Annotated in this window: 12 protein-coding genes and 1 pseudogene; 5 read left to right on the top strand and 8 right to left on the bottom strand. The window is 67.3% G+C overall.

Annotation, left to right across the window (positions count from 1 at the left end; translation table 11 throughout):
- Window positions 1–78 precede the first annotated feature (78 nt).
- Both NM1_RS33680 and NM1_RS33675 read right to left on the bottom strand, forming a co-directional pair.
- Entirely contained in the window at window positions 79–1,329 is a 1,251-nt protein-coding gene (locus NM1_RS33680) for a pyridoxal phosphate-dependent aminotransferase (RefSeq protein ID WP_068029569.1), read from the bottom strand.
- Window positions 1,330–1,407: 78 nt separating this feature from the next.
- Window positions 1,408–2,742: a helix-turn-helix domain-containing protein gene (locus NM1_RS33675; protein ID WP_084520295.1), complete on the bottom strand. Its 1,335-nt coding sequence runs from the start codon at window positions 2,740–2,742 to the stop codon at window positions 1,408–1,410.
- A 255-nt stretch (window positions 2,743–2,997) separates the two neighbouring features.
- Between NM1_RS33675 and NM1_RS33670 the strand changes: the two genes are divergently transcribed.
- Entirely contained in the window at window positions 2,998–3,447 is a 450-nt protein-coding gene (locus NM1_RS33670; protein WP_068029561.1) for a hypothetical protein, read from the top strand.
- Between the two features lie 201 nt (window positions 3,448–3,648).
- On the opposite strand, the gene NM1_RS33665 is transcribed toward NM1_RS33670, so the two are convergent.
- Window positions 3,649–4,524 (bottom strand): lytic polysaccharide monooxygenase, encoded by an 876-nt coding sequence (locus NM1_RS33665; protein ID WP_246011523.1) that lies wholly within the window; start codon window positions 4,522–4,524, stop codon window positions 3,649–3,651.
- Window positions 4,525–5,700: 1,176 nt separating this feature from the next.
- Here NM1_RS33665 and NM1_RS33660 point away from each other — a divergent pair.
- A complete protein-coding gene (locus NM1_RS33660) occupies window positions 5,701–5,904 on the top strand; it encodes a hypothetical protein (RefSeq protein ID WP_068029556.1) in 204 nt (67 codons plus the stop codon).
- 179 nt (window positions 5,905–6,083) lie between these two features.
- Here NM1_RS33660 and NM1_RS33655 read toward each other — a convergent pair whose 3' ends face one another.
- A complete protein-coding gene (locus tag NM1_RS33655; protein ID WP_068029553.1) occupies window positions 6,084–9,263 on the bottom strand; it encodes a (Fe-S)-binding protein in 3,180 nt (1,059 codons plus the stop codon).
- Window positions 9,264–9,749: 486 nt separating this feature from the next.
- On the opposite strand from NM1_RS33655, the gene NM1_RS33650 reads away from it, so the two are divergent.
- From NM1_RS33650 to NM1_RS33640, 3 genes are all read left to right on the top strand, one after another.
- On the top strand, window positions 9,750–10,520 hold the full coding sequence (locus NM1_RS33650; protein WP_068029550.1) for a DUF8020 domain-containing protein: 771 nt from the start codon (window positions 9,750–9,752) through the stop codon (window positions 10,518–10,520).
- Between the two features lie 210 nt (window positions 10,521–10,730).
- Entirely contained in the window at window positions 10,731–11,570 is an 840-nt protein-coding gene (locus NM1_RS33645) for a DUF8020 domain-containing protein (RefSeq protein ID WP_068029547.1), read from the top strand.
- A gap of 257 nt (window positions 11,571–11,827) precedes the next feature.
- The gene (locus NM1_RS33640; RefSeq protein ID WP_068029542.1) at window positions 11,828–12,499 is read left to right on the top strand and encodes a DUF8020 domain-containing protein; all 672 of its coding nucleotides are present in this window, start codon (window positions 11,828–11,830) and stop codon (window positions 12,497–12,499) included.
- A 12-nt stretch (window positions 12,500–12,511) separates the two neighbouring features.
- Here the strand turns inward: NM1_RS33640 and NM1_RS33635 are convergent, their stop codons facing one another.
- From NM1_RS33635 to NM1_RS43185, 4 genes and pseudogenes are all read right to left on the bottom strand, one after another.
- Window positions 12,512–13,351 (bottom strand): NRDE family protein, encoded by an 840-nt coding sequence (locus NM1_RS33635; protein ID WP_068029541.1) that lies wholly within the window; start codon window positions 13,349–13,351, stop codon window positions 12,512–12,514.
- Between the two features lie 122 nt (window positions 13,352–13,473).
- Window positions 13,474–14,832: a S1 family peptidase gene (locus NM1_RS33630; protein ID WP_068029538.1), complete on the bottom strand. Its 1,359-nt coding sequence runs from the start codon at window positions 14,830–14,832 to the stop codon at window positions 13,474–13,476.
- 123 nt (window positions 14,833–14,955) lie between these two features.
- Window positions 14,956–16,323 (bottom strand): S1 family peptidase, encoded by a 1,368-nt coding sequence (locus NM1_RS33625; protein WP_068029536.1) that lies wholly within the window; start codon window positions 16,321–16,323, stop codon window positions 14,956–14,958.
- A 176-nt stretch (window positions 16,324–16,499) separates the two neighbouring features.
- Window positions 16,500–16,917, bottom strand: a pseudogene (locus NM1_RS43185) (hypothetical protein); the annotation flags it as partial.

Below are 16,917 nucleotides of genomic sequence, written 5' to 3'. Positions count from 1 at the left end.
GCGCTAGCTAAGTCTTCAAAAACCGAACTTTTCCGAACTCACGGTCTGTTTCATGACCCGATGAGGTTCCGCCCGGAATTACTGCCGGTAGCTGGCCAGAAAGTTGCCGAATCGCTCGATCGCCACCGATAGATCCCGGGCCCACGGCAGCGTCACGATCCGCAGATGGTCGTGGTGCGGCCAGTTGAATCCGGTGCCCTGCACCATCAGGATCTTCTCCTGCAGTAGCAGGTCCAGGATCAGCTTGGAGTCGTCGTGGATCTCGTGCACCTCGGGGTCCAGCCGCGGGAACGCGTACAGCGCCCCCTTCGGTTTCACGCAGGACACCCCGGGGATCATGTTCAGCTTCTCCCAGGCCACATCCCGCTGCTCGAGCAGCCGCCCGCCCGGCAGGATCAGGTCCTCGATGCTCTGGTGACCGCCGAGGGCGACCTGAATCGCGTGCTGCGCGGGCACATTCGGGCACAGTCGCGAAGACGCCAGCAGGTCGATGCCCTCGAGGAACCCGGCCGCGTGCTCCTTCGGCCCGGTGATCACCAGCCAGCCGGAGCGGTAGCCCGCCACCCGGTACGCCTTGGACAGCCCGTTGAAGGTCAGGCACAGCAGGTCGGGCGCCAGCGACGCCAGCGAGATGTGCTTGGCGTCGTCGTAGAGGATCTTGTCGTAGATCTCGTCGGCGAGCAGCAGCAGCTGATGCTTGCGCGCCAGGTCCACGAGCTGCTGCAGCACCTCCGCCGAATACACCGCACCCGTCGGATTGTTCGGGTTGATCACCAGCAGCGCCTTGGTCTTGTCGGTGATCTTCGACTCGATATCGGCGACATCGGGCTGCCAGCCGGTGGACTCGTCGCACAGGTAATGCACCGGTGTGCCGCCGGCCAGGCTGGTCATCGCCGTCCACAGCGGATAGTCGGGGGCCGGGATCAGCACCTCGTCGCCGTTGTTCAGCAGCGCCTGCATGGTGACCGTGATCAATTCGGAGACGCCGTTGCCCAGGTAGACGTCGTCCACATCGAATTCCGGGAACCCCGGGACCAGCTCGTAGCGCGTCACGATCGCCCGCCGCGCCGACAGGATGCCCTTGGACTCCGAATACCCCTGCGCGTACGGCAGCGCCGCGATCATGTCGCGCATGATCACGTCCGGCGCATCGAATCCGAACGGGGCCGGATTGCCGATATTGAGCTTGAGGATCCGGTGCCCCTCCGCCTCCAGCCGCGCCGCATGCGCGTGTACCGGTCCCCGGATCTCGTACACGACGTTCTGGAGCTTGGTCGACTGCTCCAGGGTCCGCGGGGGCTGATGCGGTGACTGACTGGTAGGGCTCACCTAGTCAATGGTGCCAGCTGGGGACAAACGGGTTTCCCCGTCGTCCCGTAACCGGCCTCACGCCCGAGTCGGTGAACGTTACGAATCGCCCGCCGGGATCATGCCGCGGGCCGCGCTGGCTCCGCAGAATTCCTCTATCCGTTCGTCGAGGTCGCGGGCCTCGACCGCGTCTCGGAACTGCGGGGTGGCGATGCGCTCGCGGACCCCGGCCAGGCGCTGTTCCAGTTGGGCGATGCGCTTGTCCTCGGCCAGGGACAGCACCGGCTGCAGGGCGTCGGCGGCGCCGTCAAGGCTGCCGTTGATCAGGTGTGCCGTCGCGTTGTCCACCCGGGCCAGCGATTCCGCGCCGTAGGAGCGCTGCTCCTCGGGCCCGTTCGCATACAGGTCGATCGCGCGCTGCGTCGCCTGCAGCGCCGGGGCGGCCTGGCCGAGATGGATATAGGTAGCCCCCGCGTAGTACTGACTCTTCGGCTCGTTGAAACCGAATACGCCGCCCACCTCGTCGTGCAGGTCGTCGGTGGTGGTGGTGTCGCGGGCGGAGTCGGCGGAGCGGATGCAGCGCTCGGTGCTGTCGGGGCTGCCCAGCTTGGCCCAGATGCGGGCCTCGATATTGTGCAACCGCACCCGAGCCGTCGCCGACTCGGCGTACTGATGCCCGCTCTGCGCCAGGACCACCGCGCGCCGCGGGCGCTGCGAACCGTATTCGATCAGTGCCTGCATGCCACGCGTCCAGGCGCGTAATCCGTTGTGCCCGCACAGTTCGGCGTAGGCCCAGGCGGCCCTGGCCTGTTCACCGGCGGCATCGTGATAGCCGAGGTCGGTGCTGGCGTTGGCGAGCAGACCCGACAGCGTACCGGCCAGCAGGTACAGATGCGTTGTGTCCGAGGGCCTCTGGCGTCCCTCCAACAATCTGTAAACCCGCCTGCGTACGCGCAGCATCTCCACCATCATCGGAACCGGTGGCACGTGCACATAGTCGTTGGCGATGCGGGTCACGTCGGCGTCGAGTTGCTCCAGAGCGGTGGCACCCACATTGGTGGTCTCGGCCCGACCGGCGTGCTCGCTTGCTTCGTGGGCAGCCGCCATGATCAGATCCCTCTCCGAAATCTCGGCTAACGCATCACCTCTCATCGCACCGGTATCAACTAGTGCCAAAAGCTCCGCGTCGCTCGTATATGTGGCATGCGCCGAATTGTTAAGGCGCACTTCGAATTCAGGCGCGGGTCGATCGATGAGAGGCTGATCGATCAACGCCGCGAACCGTGCCCGCACTACTTCGTCGGACCTGGCAAGAGAAGTGTCCAGCGCGGCCTGATTGACCGGGCGGGGATGCACCCGGAGGCCACCTGCCTCCCACTTCGAGACCAGCCGCTCGTGCACACCGAGGTGTGCTGCGAACTCCCGGATGCTCATCCGCTTGGCATCGCGGAGGGCGCGGGCTTCCTTGCCTGACCACTGCCGGACCACGATGTCATCCCTTCCGCATGAACTCCGTTTTCCATGCTACGAGCGAGTAGTGATCGCGGCCACAGCCGAAACCGAGCTGGTATAAGCGGTTTTCCGGCTTGTAAGGCAGAGGCAGCGGAAGGGCAGCGCAAGGCGGGTGTGCGGGCGTTTCACATCGGGCGCGGAGGCGACAAGCTGAGAGGACGATCGAGGGAGCTCGCCGTGAACGTGGAGAAACTCAGGACCGTCGAGGATTGGGTGACGTTCTATCGCCACGAGTACGGCCTGCCGGTGAACGAGCGCGGCGGTTTCGTGATGCTTCCGATCACCGGTCGCATCGGCATCGTGCACCTGCCCACCGTGCGCGCCGAACGCGTCCGCGACTCCCTCACCGAACAGGGCATGGCCGGTCCGATGCTGGCCCGCCAGATCCGCTGGAGCTTTCTGGTGGCGCCCGACAGTCGTCCCGGCACCCAGGTGCTGGACGTGCTCAACCGCCTGGACATCGGCATTCCCGCCATCGGAAGTGCCGTGATGTTGCCGACCGGTCTCGGACGCTGGACCCGGGAAGGGTGCCGCTGGGTCGTTCCGCCGAGCCGCGACAACAAACTCCCACCGCTGTCGGTGGTCATCACGACCGCCCTGGCGGTGGGAGGCGGGGGCGAGGACTGACCGCAGACCGGTCCTCGTCACCCCCCGCGACCGGGTCCGCCCCACTTGGCAGTCGACGGGGCGGACCCGGAACAACGGGGGTTGCGTGCACGTACACGAATGCGGTTGCGGCACCCCGAGTACCGCAACCGCATTCGTTTCCCTCATCCAGCCGGTTCGGCCGGTTATCGACAGCCCGGAATCATGCCGTCGAGGACCGGATTACACCTTCTGCCAGAGGGCGGGCGTGGCCGAGGGGGTCCAGCCCGGGTCGTGGGCGGTGTGCGACTGCAGGCACTTGTACTGCGCGCCTTCGTAAGTCACCGTGTCGCCGATCTTGTAGTCGCCACCCTGCTTCCAGGCCTGGCCCGCCGGGGCGGAGGTCGGCGCGGAGCTGGTGGTCGGCTGCGAGGAGGTCGTCGGCTGCGACGAACTGGTCGGTTGCGACGACGTGCTGGGCTGCACCGAGGTGGTCGGGTGCTCGTGGCTGGTGGTCGCCGGCGCGCTGGTGGTCGGCTGCGTCGACGTGGTCGGGGCCGGGGCCGTCGTGGACGGGGCCGTGGTGGTCGTGCCGCCGCCCGAGCCGCCGCCACCGATGTTCAGGTCGACGCAGGAGTAGAAGGCATTGACGGTATCGCCGATGTTCCAGACGGCGAGCAGCTTCTGCTTGCCGCTGAACTTGCTGAGATCGACCGAGTGCGTGACCGTGGCGCCGGGCAGCTCGTTCTTGCCGTCGATCTTGGCGACCTCGGTGTCCCCGATGAAGTACTGCCAGTCGGAGGTCCGGTGCTGGGCGGTGTTGGTCCAGGTGAAATCGACCTTGCTGCCGACGTCCTGGACCTTCCAGCCCTTGCTGTCGTCGTCGAGTTCCGGATACTTGTCCGCGCCGCAGCTCTTCAGGCCCTTCGGGCCCTCCACGCTCTGCGGTTCGTAGCTGATGTCACCGCAGGACACCTGGCCCTGGGCGCACTGGGCCTGGCGGCTCAGCGGCGAGGAGACATAGCCGTGCGCACTCGCGGTGGCGGTGGGTAGCACGGCGATGAGGATCGGCGCGATTCCGGCGGCGGCGCCGACGATGGACAGCATTCTTTTGCTCACTGATGCTCCTTGTGAGAGATTGTGGGACAGCGCAGCCGGCATGCCGCCCCGTGATCGCTATGTGATTGTCCCGTGATGCGGTCAGGACGGTTTTGCATGAAAGTAATGCTCTAAAACCTAGGTGTTTAGAACCTAAGTCGCAGCAATCTGTCAGTCAAACGTTCGATGGGGCACTCGTCACAGGTGGGCCGTTGTCCAAAAATTGACTACCGGATCTAGCTGCTGAAATAGCAATACCGGATTGCCGACGGTGGATCGAGACATGCTTCTGGTCGGTCGATTTGTTTGCTGGCCAGCAAACTTGGCGGTTACCTCATTGCGCTGTGTGCAGCCGGTATCCAGGGTGAACGGAATGCGAATCCGTTATGGACTCGGATTTCGTTCGAAACTACAGTTGCCGCGTTCCGCGGGGTCTCGGCGCCGGGGGAGCTGTCCGGTGCTCGGGCTCGCCGGATGCCGGGCGGAGGCATCGCCCGGGTGGTCCGGACCCTGTGCCCCATCCGTGTTCCGGGGTGGGCCCGTGCCGTCGCGGGTGTCTGCGCCGCCTCTGGGCTCGGCCCGGCGGTGCATGGGCTGGGGGAGCTGCGATCGATTCGGAAGGTTTCGCGGAATGGAGCCGGGGTATTCGACTGTAGCCCGCCACCATTCTTTGCCCGCTCTCCGGCGAAACGCTCGCACCGCATTAGGAACGAGATCGGCGAGGTGTCCCAGCTCGTTACTTTTCCGGAACTGTGGTGTAGATCACAGGGTACCTGAACGCTTGCTGGTTCCAATCCTCAGCGGCGGGCGAATCGATAATGGAAATCATGATTCTTGCCGGGTTCGGGCGGCGCGGCTCAGGCGCCGCTTTCGCTTAAAGTGTAGGAATCTCCTACTTAACATGCCGTGTGCTGAGCGTTTGCGTCCACGCGGATGTGATCGGCGATTCGTGCCGGTCCGGTCGCGTGGCCCGGTGCGGTCCGCGCGGGCTTCGAAGGTGAGGCTTCGGAGTTGAACGATTCGTTAACACGCAGCAACGGTGATCGCTGAGTGGAGCTGAAACTGCAGGTAGGACCGGTCATGGGCGGCGTGGTAGGAATCCTCGTGTCGACGGCCGGTCCGGGCGTCGGCCGAGCGGGCGCCGGCATTTCGCGCCGATTCCGCGGTGAAGATCGATCGAGGGGAATGTGATTCCTGATGAAGAAGATTCGTGTGCTCGGCGTTTCCTGCGTGGCGGCCGGCCTACTGCTGGCCGGTGCGGGAGTGGCCGGAGCCGACGGCGGGACCCCCACCCCGACGCCGGATCCGTCGGGCGGCACCGGTTCGTCGTCGCTCGTGCTCGAGCTGGCGAAGCTGTTGGCCACGGGTAGTTCCTCTACCAAGCCGACGCCGACTCCGTAGCACGAAATGAAAATTGCCCCATCGCAAGCGATGGGGCAATTTGTGGAGCGATGGGGGAATTTGTGGAGCGATCGGGCACTGTGTGGAGCGATCGGCAATTTGTGGGGTGACGGGACAACTTGTCGTTGTCCTCATATGAAGTTGTATGCCGCGCTACGGGACGTAGCGCGGCATTTCCGTCAGCTCTTGCGGCCGGGTGCCTTGGCGCCGGACTTGAAGCCGAGGCCGCCGGGCTTGGCGGTCGGCGGGGGTGCGCCGTTGCCCTTGTCCGAGGACGACTCGGTGGTCGACGCCGCCGCTGCGGAATCGGTGCCTTCGGCGGGTGCAGCCGACTCGGAGGCCGGTGCCTGCTCGGGCGCCGAATCCTTCTCGTCCGCAGCAGGTTCGGCGGCGGGCTTCGGCGCGCCGGGCGCCTTCGCTCCCGGCTTCTTGAAGCCGGACTTCATCGCCAGCCCCTTCGGTGCCACGGTCGGCTTGGTCTCCGTCGAACCCGGCTCGGCGGCAGCGGTTTCCGCGGCGGGCTCGGCCGGGGCGGCCTCCTCCGTCGGGGTGGATGCCGCCGGGGTGGCGGGCTTCGCGCCGGGCGCCTTGGCCGCGCCCTTCATGGCGAGTCCCTTGCCTCCGGGCGCCTTGGCCCCGCCCTTCATGCCCAGCCCGCCGGGCTTGGCGGTCGGCGCCGCGGGAGCCTCGGTGGTCTCGGCCGATTCGGTGGCCGGAGCGGCCTCGCCCGCAGGCGCTTTCGCGCCGGGGGCCTTCGCCCCGCCCTTCATGCCGAGTCCCTTGCCTCCGGGCGCCTTCGCCGCACCCTTCATGCCCAGGCCGCCGGGCTTGGCGGCGGGCGCTGCGGGGGTCTCGGTGGACTCCGCCGCCTCGGCGGCCGGGGCGGCGGATTCCTTGGCGCCGGGCGCCTTGGCGGCGCCCTTCATGCCCAGGCCCTTGCCGGGCGCCTTGCCGCCGCCCTTCATCCCCAGGCCCTTACCGGCCCCGGCATTCGCCGGGGAAGCGGAGGACGACGAGGCCGGGGAAGTGGAGGCGTCCGTGGAGGCGGACGAAGAGGGCGCCGGGGTGGCGGCCGCAGGCGACGGCTCCGGTGCGGCCTGCTTCGGCTCCTGGATCACCTTCAGGTTCTCCGACAGCGTGGTCGGCTCGGCCCGCTCGATCGAGTTCAGCATCAGCTGCGCCACGTCGACGACCTCGACACCCTGGCCGACCTCGCCGGAATCCTTCCGCGCGGTGACACCGTCGGTGAGCATCACGCGGCAGAACGGGCAGCCGGTGGCGATCATCGACGGCTCGTTGCCGCCGCCCAGGGCCGCCAGCGCCTCGTCGGTGCGGTCGAGGTTGACGCGCTTGCCGAGCTGCTCCTCCATCCACATGCGGGCACCACCGGCGCCACAGCACATCGACCGCTCGCCGTGGCGCGGCATCTCGGTCAGCGTCGCGCCGGACGCACCCATCAGCTCGCGCGGCGCGTCGTAGATCTTGTTGTGCCGGCCCAGGTAGCACGGGTCGTGGTAGGTCACCTTCTCGCTCACCGGGGTGACCCGGATCAGCTTCTGCTGCCGCACCAGGCGGTTCAGCAGCTGGGTGTGGTGCACCACCTCGTAGGTGCCGCCGACCTGCGGGTACTCGTTGTTCAGCGCGTTGAAGCAATGCGCGCAGGTGACGACGATCTTCTTCTTCGCATCCTCGACACCCTCGAACACCGAGTTCAGTGTCTCGATGTTCTGCATCGCCAGCTGCTGGAACAGGAACTCGTTGCCCGCGCGCCGCGCCGAGTCGCCGGTGCAGGTCTCCTCCTGGCCCAGCACCATGAACTTCACGCCCGCGGTGGCCAGCAGTTCGGCGACCGCCTTGGTGGTCTTCTTGGCGCGGTCCTCGTAGGCGCCGGCGCAGCCCACCCAGAACAGGTACTCGTAACCCTCGAACGTCTCGGCGTCCTTACCGAACACCGGAATGTCGAAGTCCAGCTCGGAGATCCAGTTGAGCCGGTCCTTGGCGTTCTGACCCCAGGGGTTGCCCTTGTTCTCCAGATTCTTGAACAGGCCCGCCAGCTCGGAGGGGAACTCCGACTCGATCAGCACCTGGTAGCGGCGCATATCGATGATGTGGTCGACGTGCTCGATATCGACCGGGCACTGCTCCACGCACGCGCCGCAGGTGGTGCAGCTCCACAGCACCTCCGGATCGATGATGCCGCCGACGTCCTCGCCGCCGACCAGCGGACGCTCCGCCTCGGCCTTCGCCGCATCCGAAATCTTCGCCAGCGCAGCCTCGTTCGGCTTGCCGTCGGCGTCGACCAGGCCGACCTCGTCACCGCCCATATCCTTGCGGCCGCCGGCCAGCAGGTACGGCGCCTTCGCCTGCCCGTGGTCGCGCAGCGACATGATCAGCAGCTTCGGCGACAGCGGCTTACCGGTGTTCCACGCCGGGCACTGGCTCTGGCAGCGGCCACATTCGGTGCAGGTGGTGAAGTCCAGCCAGCCCTTCCAGGAGAAGTCCTCGACCCGGCCCGCACCCAGGGTGTCGTTGTCGGGGTCGATCTCCTCCATGTCGACCAGGGCCTTGCCCTTGGACATCATCGGCTTCGCCGCGCCCAGCGCGACACCGCCGTCGTCCTCACGCTTGAAGTAGATGTTGAAGAAGGCCGAGAACCGGTGCCACGCGACACCCCAGTTGATATTGCGCCCGACCAGCAGCAGGAAGGTGCTGCCCGAGACCATCTTGACGAATGCGAAGACCGACACCATCGCCACGCTGGAGGGCAGCAGCTTGGCCACCTGCATGGTGAAGAAGTCGCTCCACACGGTGGCGTGGCCGTAGGTGGCGATCTTCCCGGCCTTGACCAGGGTCATGCCCAGGCCCTCGATCAGGACGATCAGCTCGATCGTGTACGCGGGGCCGAACTTCGAGCCGCTGAACCGCGACAGCCGCTCCGGCACGCGCGGATGGTTGAGCTGGCGAATGATGATCAGCGTCAGGATGCCGATCACGGTGCCGATGCCGAGCAGCTCGTCCCACAGGTGATAGATGCCCCAGCCGCCGATGATCGGCCAGTGGAACTCGGGATCGAACGTCTGTGGATATGCCTCGAAGTACAGGATGAATCCGCCGAGGAATCCGATCATCACCAGCCAGTGCGCCCAGCCGACGGTGCGGAACTTGTTCATCCGGGTATGCGCCAGGAACTCGACGAGCATCGTCTTGATGCGCGGGAAGAACGGCCGCCAGCGGTCCGGGGCGGGCTGTCCGATCATGATGGCGCGGACCATCTTGCCGACGCCGCCGAAGAATGACGCCCAAGCCACAAGGCTGAACGCCACTCCAATCACGCCCAGCGTCACTGTCAGGGCATTCATGTCGCGACCTTCCTTCGGTTCAACGAACATCCGACGGCGGGGCTGTTGCCGTGGACGGTTGCACGCATCTTAACTTCCAGTAAGTTACCCGCCGGTAACTTACATGTCTACCCTATGATCTCAGCCGGGAAATGGCCCCAGCTTGCTGGGGCTTGACCCATGCCGAGGGGTGTGACAGTGCACACTTTTCGGTTTGATTCTCGGCCGGGCCGTCCTGGGTATTTACTCGGGCACGGTTCGACCAACACGGTAAAACCCGGCAAATCCGGTCCATAACGCAGGACAGGCTTAGTTCCACTGGCGGAAAACGGATCTCGCTTCTGGCCAGCTATTGAACTAGGCTCACGTCGTCCTGCCTGCTGTACGCATCATCACACCGCTCGGGGAGGGTCTCGCAGGTCGCTCGGACGGAGCAGCGACTTGAGGGATGCGTGGGCTCTCGCGGTTTGATGCGTGCCGCTACCTGATGATGGATTGGATAACCGAATGAAGTTCCGCAGCGCTACTGCGGTGGGCGCCTTGGTAATTGGCGCCCTGACCGTGGGTTTGGGCACCGCCCACGCCGAACCCGCGGCACCGGCCGAGAAGACCATCGGATACTCGGTCAAACAGGAAGACAAGGCCGCTGTGGCCCGTCTCGGAGCCGGGGGAACCTTCGAACTGACGAAGGCCGAGACACCCGCGGCGCCGAATGCCACGGCATCCGAGATCGCCGGCAAACCCGCGGAAGATGCGCCGACCCTGGTGAATCTCAAGGACGACAAGGGAAGCACCGTGCTGAGCTTCCCGCTGGCGTACTCGATTGCCGGACAGCAGATTCCGGTCAAGGCGGAAGTCAAGGACGAAGGCAAGACCCTGGCGGTCACGCCCGAGCGACCGGCCGGATTGCCGACCGACCAGCCGCTCAACGTCAAGCCTGTCGTCAAGCCGGTGGCGTCCAATGTGGAGAACCAGCGGGCGCTGGGTGAATTCTCCACCTACTTCGGTCTGGCGACCGCGATCGGAGGATTCGTCGGCACCGCCATCGGCGCGGTGGTCGGCTGTGCCCTCGGTCTGCTCGGTGTCATCGTCGGATGTCTCGTCGGTCTGCCGACCGGCGCGGCCATCGGCGGAATCCTCGGGACCGTTGCCGTCGGTGGGCCGACGCTGGTGGCCGCGGGTGTCGAACTCATGAACACCCTGAACGCACCGCCCGGCACCACCCGGTACACCGACGAGGCCATGGAGAAGCAGCAGCAACAGCAGCCGCCTGCCTAGTCACACAGTTTCACCCGAATCGGCCCGCTCTTTCAGGGAAGAGCGGGCCGATTCGTGTTCGGGGAGAGCGTGCCGGGCGGTTTCGACTAGGCTCGCCTGGACGTATGCACCGTACGTACCTTCATCCGCGCGGCACTGCCGGTTCGCGCGAGGTGAGGCTCACAGGGCGAAGGTACGCACGATGCGTCCTGATGAGGGATTGGAAGATCTATGAAGTTCCGCGCAATGACCGCGGTCGGTGCCGTGGCCATCGGTGCCATGACCGTCGTGGCGGGTACCGCGTACGCCGACCCGGCGCCCGCCGGACCCCAGGGCGATTACATCGATTACGGGTCGGTGGTCGAGGGCCGGACGGTCGTCACCAAGCTCAAGGGGGGAACGTTCGAGTTGGTCGACAGGCCGTCGGCCGCGCCCGGCGAGGCACAGCAGATCCTCCGCGTGGCGAATCGCGTCGGTGACGTGGCACTGGAGATGCCGCTGAGCTTCCGCGTCGGCGGCGTGCCGGTTCCGGTCCGGGCCACGGTCGAGGATTCCGACAGGGTCCTGAAGGTGACGCCGGAGCAGCCGGACGGCCTCGACACCTCCCGCCCGGTCACCGGCATCGTGCAGCCGATCGCCTCGGATATCGAAAACCAGCGTGCGATCAACGATTTCACGACGAAGCTCAGCCTCGGTGCGGGCGCCGGAACGGTCATCGGCGCGGTCATCGGGGTCGTGCTCGGCATCGGTGTCGGCGCGGTGCTCGGCCTGGCCACCGGTGCCGCGGTCGGATGTGTGGCCGACGCCGTGACCCTGTGCGTTCCCGGACTGATCGTGGGCGGCCTGGTCGGCGCCGTCGCCGGAACCGTCGCGGGCGCGGTGGGGCTGGGAATCGTCGGTGCCGCGATCGGCAGCGGACCGACGGTGACCACCGCCGGCGTGGAGATGATGAACACCCTGCAGGCTCCTCCCGGCACCACCGCGTGGGCGGATCCGGTGGGCCCGCCGTCCCGGCCGATCGGGCCCGTACCCGACGGCCCGCCGATGGCGGACAACACCAAACCGCGGTAACCGATCAGCTCGTCGAACCGGCCCGTTCTCTGCGGAGAGCGGGCCGGTTTCGTTGTGAATATTGCTGTCCCAGTTGATATCCGCCGGATCATCGGAATCGGACCCGCGCCGGATCCGCGTCGGCTACGCTCACGGCGTTCTGCTCGTTGTTTGTGCACTTTCACACTTGGTCGGGGTAGGTCCGCGAGCGCGCGGTCCTGGTAGTTGCGTGGGTGGTCCCAGGGAAGGTGCGCGGCTGTCAGGGATTGGAAGATCGCATGAAGTTCCGCAGCGTCACCGTGGCCGCTGCCGTGGTCGTCGGCGCGATGACCACGGCTCTCGGTACCGCCCACGCCGACCCGGTTCCGGACCGGCATTCGATCGATTACTCCGCGCAGCTGGTGGACAAGACGGTCGTCACCGGTCTCACCGGCGGCACCTTCGAATTGGTCGACAAGCCCGGGGAGACTCGGCAATTCATCGGTATCAGGGATTCCGCGGGCACGATGGCTGTCGAATTCCCTCTCGATTTCCGGGTTTCCGGCCTGCCGATTCCGGTTCGACCCGTGCTGCGGGACGGCGGCCGGGTCCTCGAACTGACGCCGGAGCAGCCCGTCGGCGTACAACGGCTGTCCACGGCCCAGCCGGTCGCCTCCCCGCTCGAGAACGGCCGGGCCATCAACGACTTCTCGTCCCGGCTCGGCGTCGCCGCCGCGATCGGTGCCCTGATCGGCGGGGCCGTCGCCGGTGCGATCGGCTGCGTCATCGCCGTTCTGATGCTGTGTGTTCCGGGCGCGGTCGTCTTCGGCGCGGTCGGTGCCGTGCTGGGGGCCGTCGCCGGTGGCGGCCCCGCGGTGATCAGGGACGGCGTCGAGCTGATGCAGACGCTGCAGGCGCCCGACGGCACCACGCCCTGGGCGGATCGGCCGGGCGAGAACCCGCCCAGCTGACCGGCGGTCCCGTCACACCGGCAGTTCCAGGCTACCGGTGAACGACACCTCGCCCCGGCGCCGTCCGAGGCGGCCGAACGACCGCTCGGCCACCGTGAAGGTGCCGTCCTCGCGGACCAGCAGCACTGTGCTGCATCGGGTTCCGTGCATGGCATCGGCGACGAAGCGGGCCGAGACCGCCCGCTCGCGCCGCTGCGACAGGCCGGTCTGCGGGAGTTCGTCATCGGAGGCGACGGTGCGGTCGGACAGCACGTCGAAATAGCCCGCCACATCGCCCGGATCGGCGTCGATCGCGGCGCGCAGGGCCACGAGCCCGTCACGGACCTTCGGCCAGGCCGCCGCCCCGTTGTCGGTGTGGATCACCGCGGTGCCGTTCTCCGCGGAACCGAGCAGGGCGCCGTTGGATACGCCGTGCAGCCCCGCGGCGAGTTCCAGCGGTGCGTGCGCACTCCGATTGCTGTGCCACCACAGCGTTTCCAGATCGGAGACCACCAGGTTGTAGCCGTTGTAGTCGTCCGGTGCCGCCGCGACGCCGCGCACGAACTTCTCGGGGCCCAGGTCGCCGCGCAGGTAGTCCATCAGCAGCGCGCCGCGCGAGCGAGCGTCCGTGCGCGCCTCGTTCGGCCCGCGCACGTTCGTCACGGTGGCGAAGCGGTGCCGCGACGGCAGCAATCCCAGCCAGGTGCCGGGAATCGCATTGCCCGCCCCCAGGTCCCGCCCCGCCAGCAAACCCGGCTCCTCGGGCCACCACCGCATCGATTCGGTTGGGCGGGAGTAGAACTCGTCCCGGTTGGCCGCCACGATCAACCGGTACTGCGGGTGAGCCCGCCAGCCCACCAGAACCAAACACATGACTCCAGCATGCCCGACAGCACACGGGCCGCGATACGGCCCTGCGCTGCCGCTGGACTGCCCGGCACAGCAGAAGGGCCGACGGCGCGGTCGCCGTCGGCCCTTTCACTGTCGAACGTCGCTCAGCTGGTGCGCACCCGCAGACCCGGGTTGTCGGAGAGCACCACGCTCACCGGCTGCGCGAACAGCTGGGGAGCGTTACCCGTCAGCGCGCCGATGATGTTCGGGATCTCGCAGATCGGGTAGTCGGCCACCGACGAGGCGCTGGAGATGCCCAGGGCCTGGGTACCGGTCACGATCGGGCCGCCGCTGTCACCCGGCAGGGCGCAGATGTTGACCGAGAACGCCTGGGTGAGGTCGCGATCGCCGACCTGCACCGTCTGGTCGACCGCGTTCACCACGCCGCAGGAGAAGCCGGTGCGCGAACCCGACTTGCAGACCGGGGCGCCCACGACCGGGGTGGCCACCCCGCTGATCGCGATCGGCGCTCCGTTGCCCTGGCGAACCATGTTGTTGGAGAACCGATCCCGGGCGGCGTCGTCGATCGCGACGATCGAGTAGTCCTGCTCGCCCAGCACCGACTTCTGGAACGTGCCCAGCTGCGCGCCGGTCTTGTTGCCCGGCAGCAGCTCGAACATGCCCGGCGCGTTGGCGGTGCCCGCGGCGGGGATGTTCGGATCGCAGTGACCCGCGGTGATGTTCACGATGTTGTCGTTGCGGTCCAGGCCGTTGAACCCAGCCGAGCAGACCAGCTTCATCTTGCCCGCCACCGACGCGTAGCCGTCACCGCCCGCGTAGGCGCCCGGGCCCTGTTCGCCGGCGATCGGGGTGGCCTGCGCCACGTCGGACTCCTCCGGGCCCACCGGCGCCTTCGGCATCACGATCACCCGGGCCGGGTCGACGAAGCCCGGCATCGGCAGCCCGGCCTTGTCCACCCGCACCGCGATGCTGTTGTTCACGGTGTCCACGACGACGCCGCGCACCGCCTGCGCGACCGCCTCCGGCTGGGTCGACAGCCACTGCTGGAAGGCGTTCTTCTCGCTGCGGAGCACCGTCTCGCTCTTGGCGACGTCCTTGACCTGGAAGCCGGCGTCCTGCGCCGACTTGCGGGCGGCGTCGGACCCCTGCCCCTGCGCCAGTGCCACCACTGCCTTGCCGGCGTCGTCGAGCCACGCGCCCGCGAACGCCTGCGGGTACTGCCGCTGCGCGTTGGTGGCGAAGGCGCCGACCTTCTGCGCGACGTCGGCGCGGTGCATGTACTCGTCGGGGGAGATGTGCAGGTCCCGAGTCACGGCCGAGATCAGGTCGGTCGGGAGGTTCGGTGCCGGGGCGGGGACCGGTTCCGCGGAGGCCGTCGCCGCCAGCGGTCCGAGGACCAGCATCGACGCCGCGACCAGTGGGAGGGCGCGGCGATTGCGACGGCGGGTGTGCGGGTGCCTACCCGCGGCGGGCGGCGAAAGACGGATGCGTGGCAGGAGCATGTGCCGACTATATGGGTTGTGCACGGTTATGCCTACTTATCCCGGGGTCTATTTCAGTTGACACTCGGACATACCGACACGGTGTCAGGGTGTTACGCGAATAGTTCATCAGTCGTTCGGCTTTCACCCGGCGTTCGGACGGGTGCGAACCGAGACACCGGAGCCGAGTCCGCCCTCGGAGCCGGCGTCGATGTCGGCGAGGATCGCCCGGATCGGAATTCCGAGCGACGCGGTGCCACCATACTGCGCCAGACCGATGTTGGCCTCGCCGCAGTCCGGCGCGTCGGCCGCGTTCGACCCGCTGGTGATGCCCAGCGCCAACGTGCCGGACACGATCGCACCGCCGCTGTCGCCGCCGAGCGTGCAGGCCGAACTGGCGAACCCGCGCACGGTCTTCGATTCGCCCGTCGACGTGAACAGCTGCGTCTCGACCCGGTCGGCCACCACGAAACCACAGGTGAATGTGGAGGATTGGCCCGATTTGCAGATCGGTGCGCCGACGACGGGCTCGGCGGTGCCGGTCACGGTGAGGGTGGTGCCGTTGGCGCCGCGCACCGACGGCTGATCCATACCGGCCTTGACCGCACGGTCACTCAGCTTGATCACCGAATAGTCCAGGCCGCTGTGGCCGCCCACCCGGGCGCGCACGAAGGTGCCGAGCTTGGGGCTGGACTTGAGGTCGCGGATATTGGGCAGGTAGACGTCGGCCTGGCCGTCGCCCTTGTCGAGATTCGGATCGCAGTGTCCGGCACTGATATTCAGCGCATTGCCCGCGGCGTCGGTGCTGTTGAATCCGAAGGAGCACACGTCCACCGCCTTCAGTTCCGCATTGTCGAGTGCGGTCGGCGCGCTGATGTAGGTGTCGCCCGCCATCGGGCGCCGCTCCACGGGTCCGCCGCCGTTGGGCGACAGCACCACCTTGATGTTGGCGATCAGCGTCGGCAGGTTGAGCAGATGCCCGGCCGGGGTGTTGGCGACGCTCAGCACCAGCTGGCTGTTGAGGAAGTCGATGCCCACCGAATTGATGGCCGTGGAGATTTCGCGCGGCAGGCCGCCGATCCAGCCGACCAGCTGATCGAGCGAGGACTCCAGGCTGTTCGCGTTGATCGGCGCCAGCCGGGTCTGGTAGCCGTCGGAGGCGGCGACGTGCGCCGCGTCGAGCGAGGTGACCGCGACGATCGGCTTGCCGTCCGGGCCCATCCAGGCGCCCGCGAAATCGTCGGGGCGCTCGGAGCGGAATTCGTGCGCGTAGGTGCGTAGCTGCTGGGCCCGCGCGGAACGGTCGAGGTATTCGGCCGGTGACATCTTCAGGTCTCGAGTGATGGCCTGCGTCAGCTCCGGAGGCAGCTGATCGGCGTTGAGCTGCACCGCATTCGGTGCCGGTTCCGCTAGCGCAGGCTGAGAGCCGATCCAGGGACCAAGGAGAACGGTCGAGGCGAACGCAACCGCGGCAGCTTTGACCGTGGCGCGAGGCGCCGGCAACTTGCGCATGAAGTCCCTTCGTCAGGCACCGTTGTGCCAGGTGAATCCGCGGGCGGTAAACCGTTGTGGGGCACCGGCCCTCGTCCTGCAGCAGACCGAGTGTCCGGTCGGGCGCCGGTGACTCGGGTCAGCGCTTCACTTTAGGGCACAAATGCGCGGAGTTCGCTACGAAACGATCACGGAGTTCAGCCGTAGGGCTTATCCAGTGTCGGGTACGGCAGCCAACTCGGGATGGGCACGTACGGCAGCAGCGGAGTCGGGGTGCGGCGCGGGGTGGTCGGAGTGGGCCGCGGGGTCCGCGTCGGCGAGGTGGTCGTCGGCGGCGGCGGGGGCGGGGCCGGTTCGGTGGTCGGCGGTGGCGGCGGGGGAGCGGGCTCGAGGGTCTCCGGCTCCGGAGTGGGTTCCACGATGATGGTCGTCGGCGGCGGGGCCACGAAGACGGGCGGTGGGGCGGCGGTCGTCGGGACGGGCTCGGACCGGGCGTTGGGTAGCGGCGGGACGGGAGTGGCGGGCTCGTCGCGCATCAGCAGCATTCCGACGCCGCCGAGCACCAGGCCGACTACCGCGGCCGCGGCGACCAATAGGAGGGTGCGGCGATTGCGG

The organism is Nocardia mexicana NBRC 108244 (genome assembly GCF_001613165.1).
Lineage (GTDB): Bacteria > Actinomycetota > Actinomycetes > Mycobacteriales > Mycobacteriaceae > Nocardia > Nocardia mexicana.
This window is presented reverse-complemented; position numbering and strand designations above follow the sequence as displayed.

What these genes read in the sequence shown, in the direction of transcription:
- NM1_RS33675 (WP_084520295.1), bottom strand. Translation starts at nt 2,742, where the DNA reads ATGAGCATCCGGGAGTTCGCAGCACACCTCGGTGTGCACGAGCGGCTG.
- NM1_RS33645 (WP_068029547.1), top strand. Translation starts at nt 10,731, where the DNA reads ATGAAGTTCCGCGCAATGACCGCGGTCGGTGCCGTGGCCATCGGTGCC.
- NM1_RS33655 (WP_068029553.1), bottom strand. Translation starts at nt 9,263, where the DNA reads ATGAATGCCCTGACAGTGACGCTGGGCGTGATTGGAGTGGCGTTCAGC.
- NM1_RS33640 (WP_068029542.1), top strand. Translation starts at nt 11,828, where the DNA reads ATGAAGTTCCGCAGCGTCACCGTGGCCGCTGCCGTGGTCGTCGGCGCG.
- NM1_RS33650 (WP_068029550.1), top strand. Translation starts at nt 9,750, where the DNA reads ATGAAGTTCCGCAGCGCTACTGCGGTGGGCGCCTTGGTAATTGGCGCC.
- NM1_RS33635 (WP_068029541.1), bottom strand. Translation starts at nt 13,351, where the DNA reads ATGTGTTTGGTTCTGGTGGGCTGGCGGGCTCACCCGCAGTACCGGTTG.
- NM1_RS33630 (WP_068029538.1), bottom strand. Translation starts at nt 14,832, where the DNA reads ATGCTCCTGCCACGCATCCGTCTTTCGCCGCCCGCCGCGGGTAGGCAC.
- NM1_RS33660 (WP_068029556.1), top strand. Translation starts at nt 5,701, where the DNA reads ATGAAGAAGATTCGTGTGCTCGGCGTTTCCTGCGTGGCGGCCGGCCTA.
- NM1_RS33625 (WP_068029536.1), bottom strand. Translation starts at nt 16,323, where the DNA reads ATGCGCAAGTTGCCGGCGCCTCGCGCCACGGTCAAAGCTGCCGCGGTT.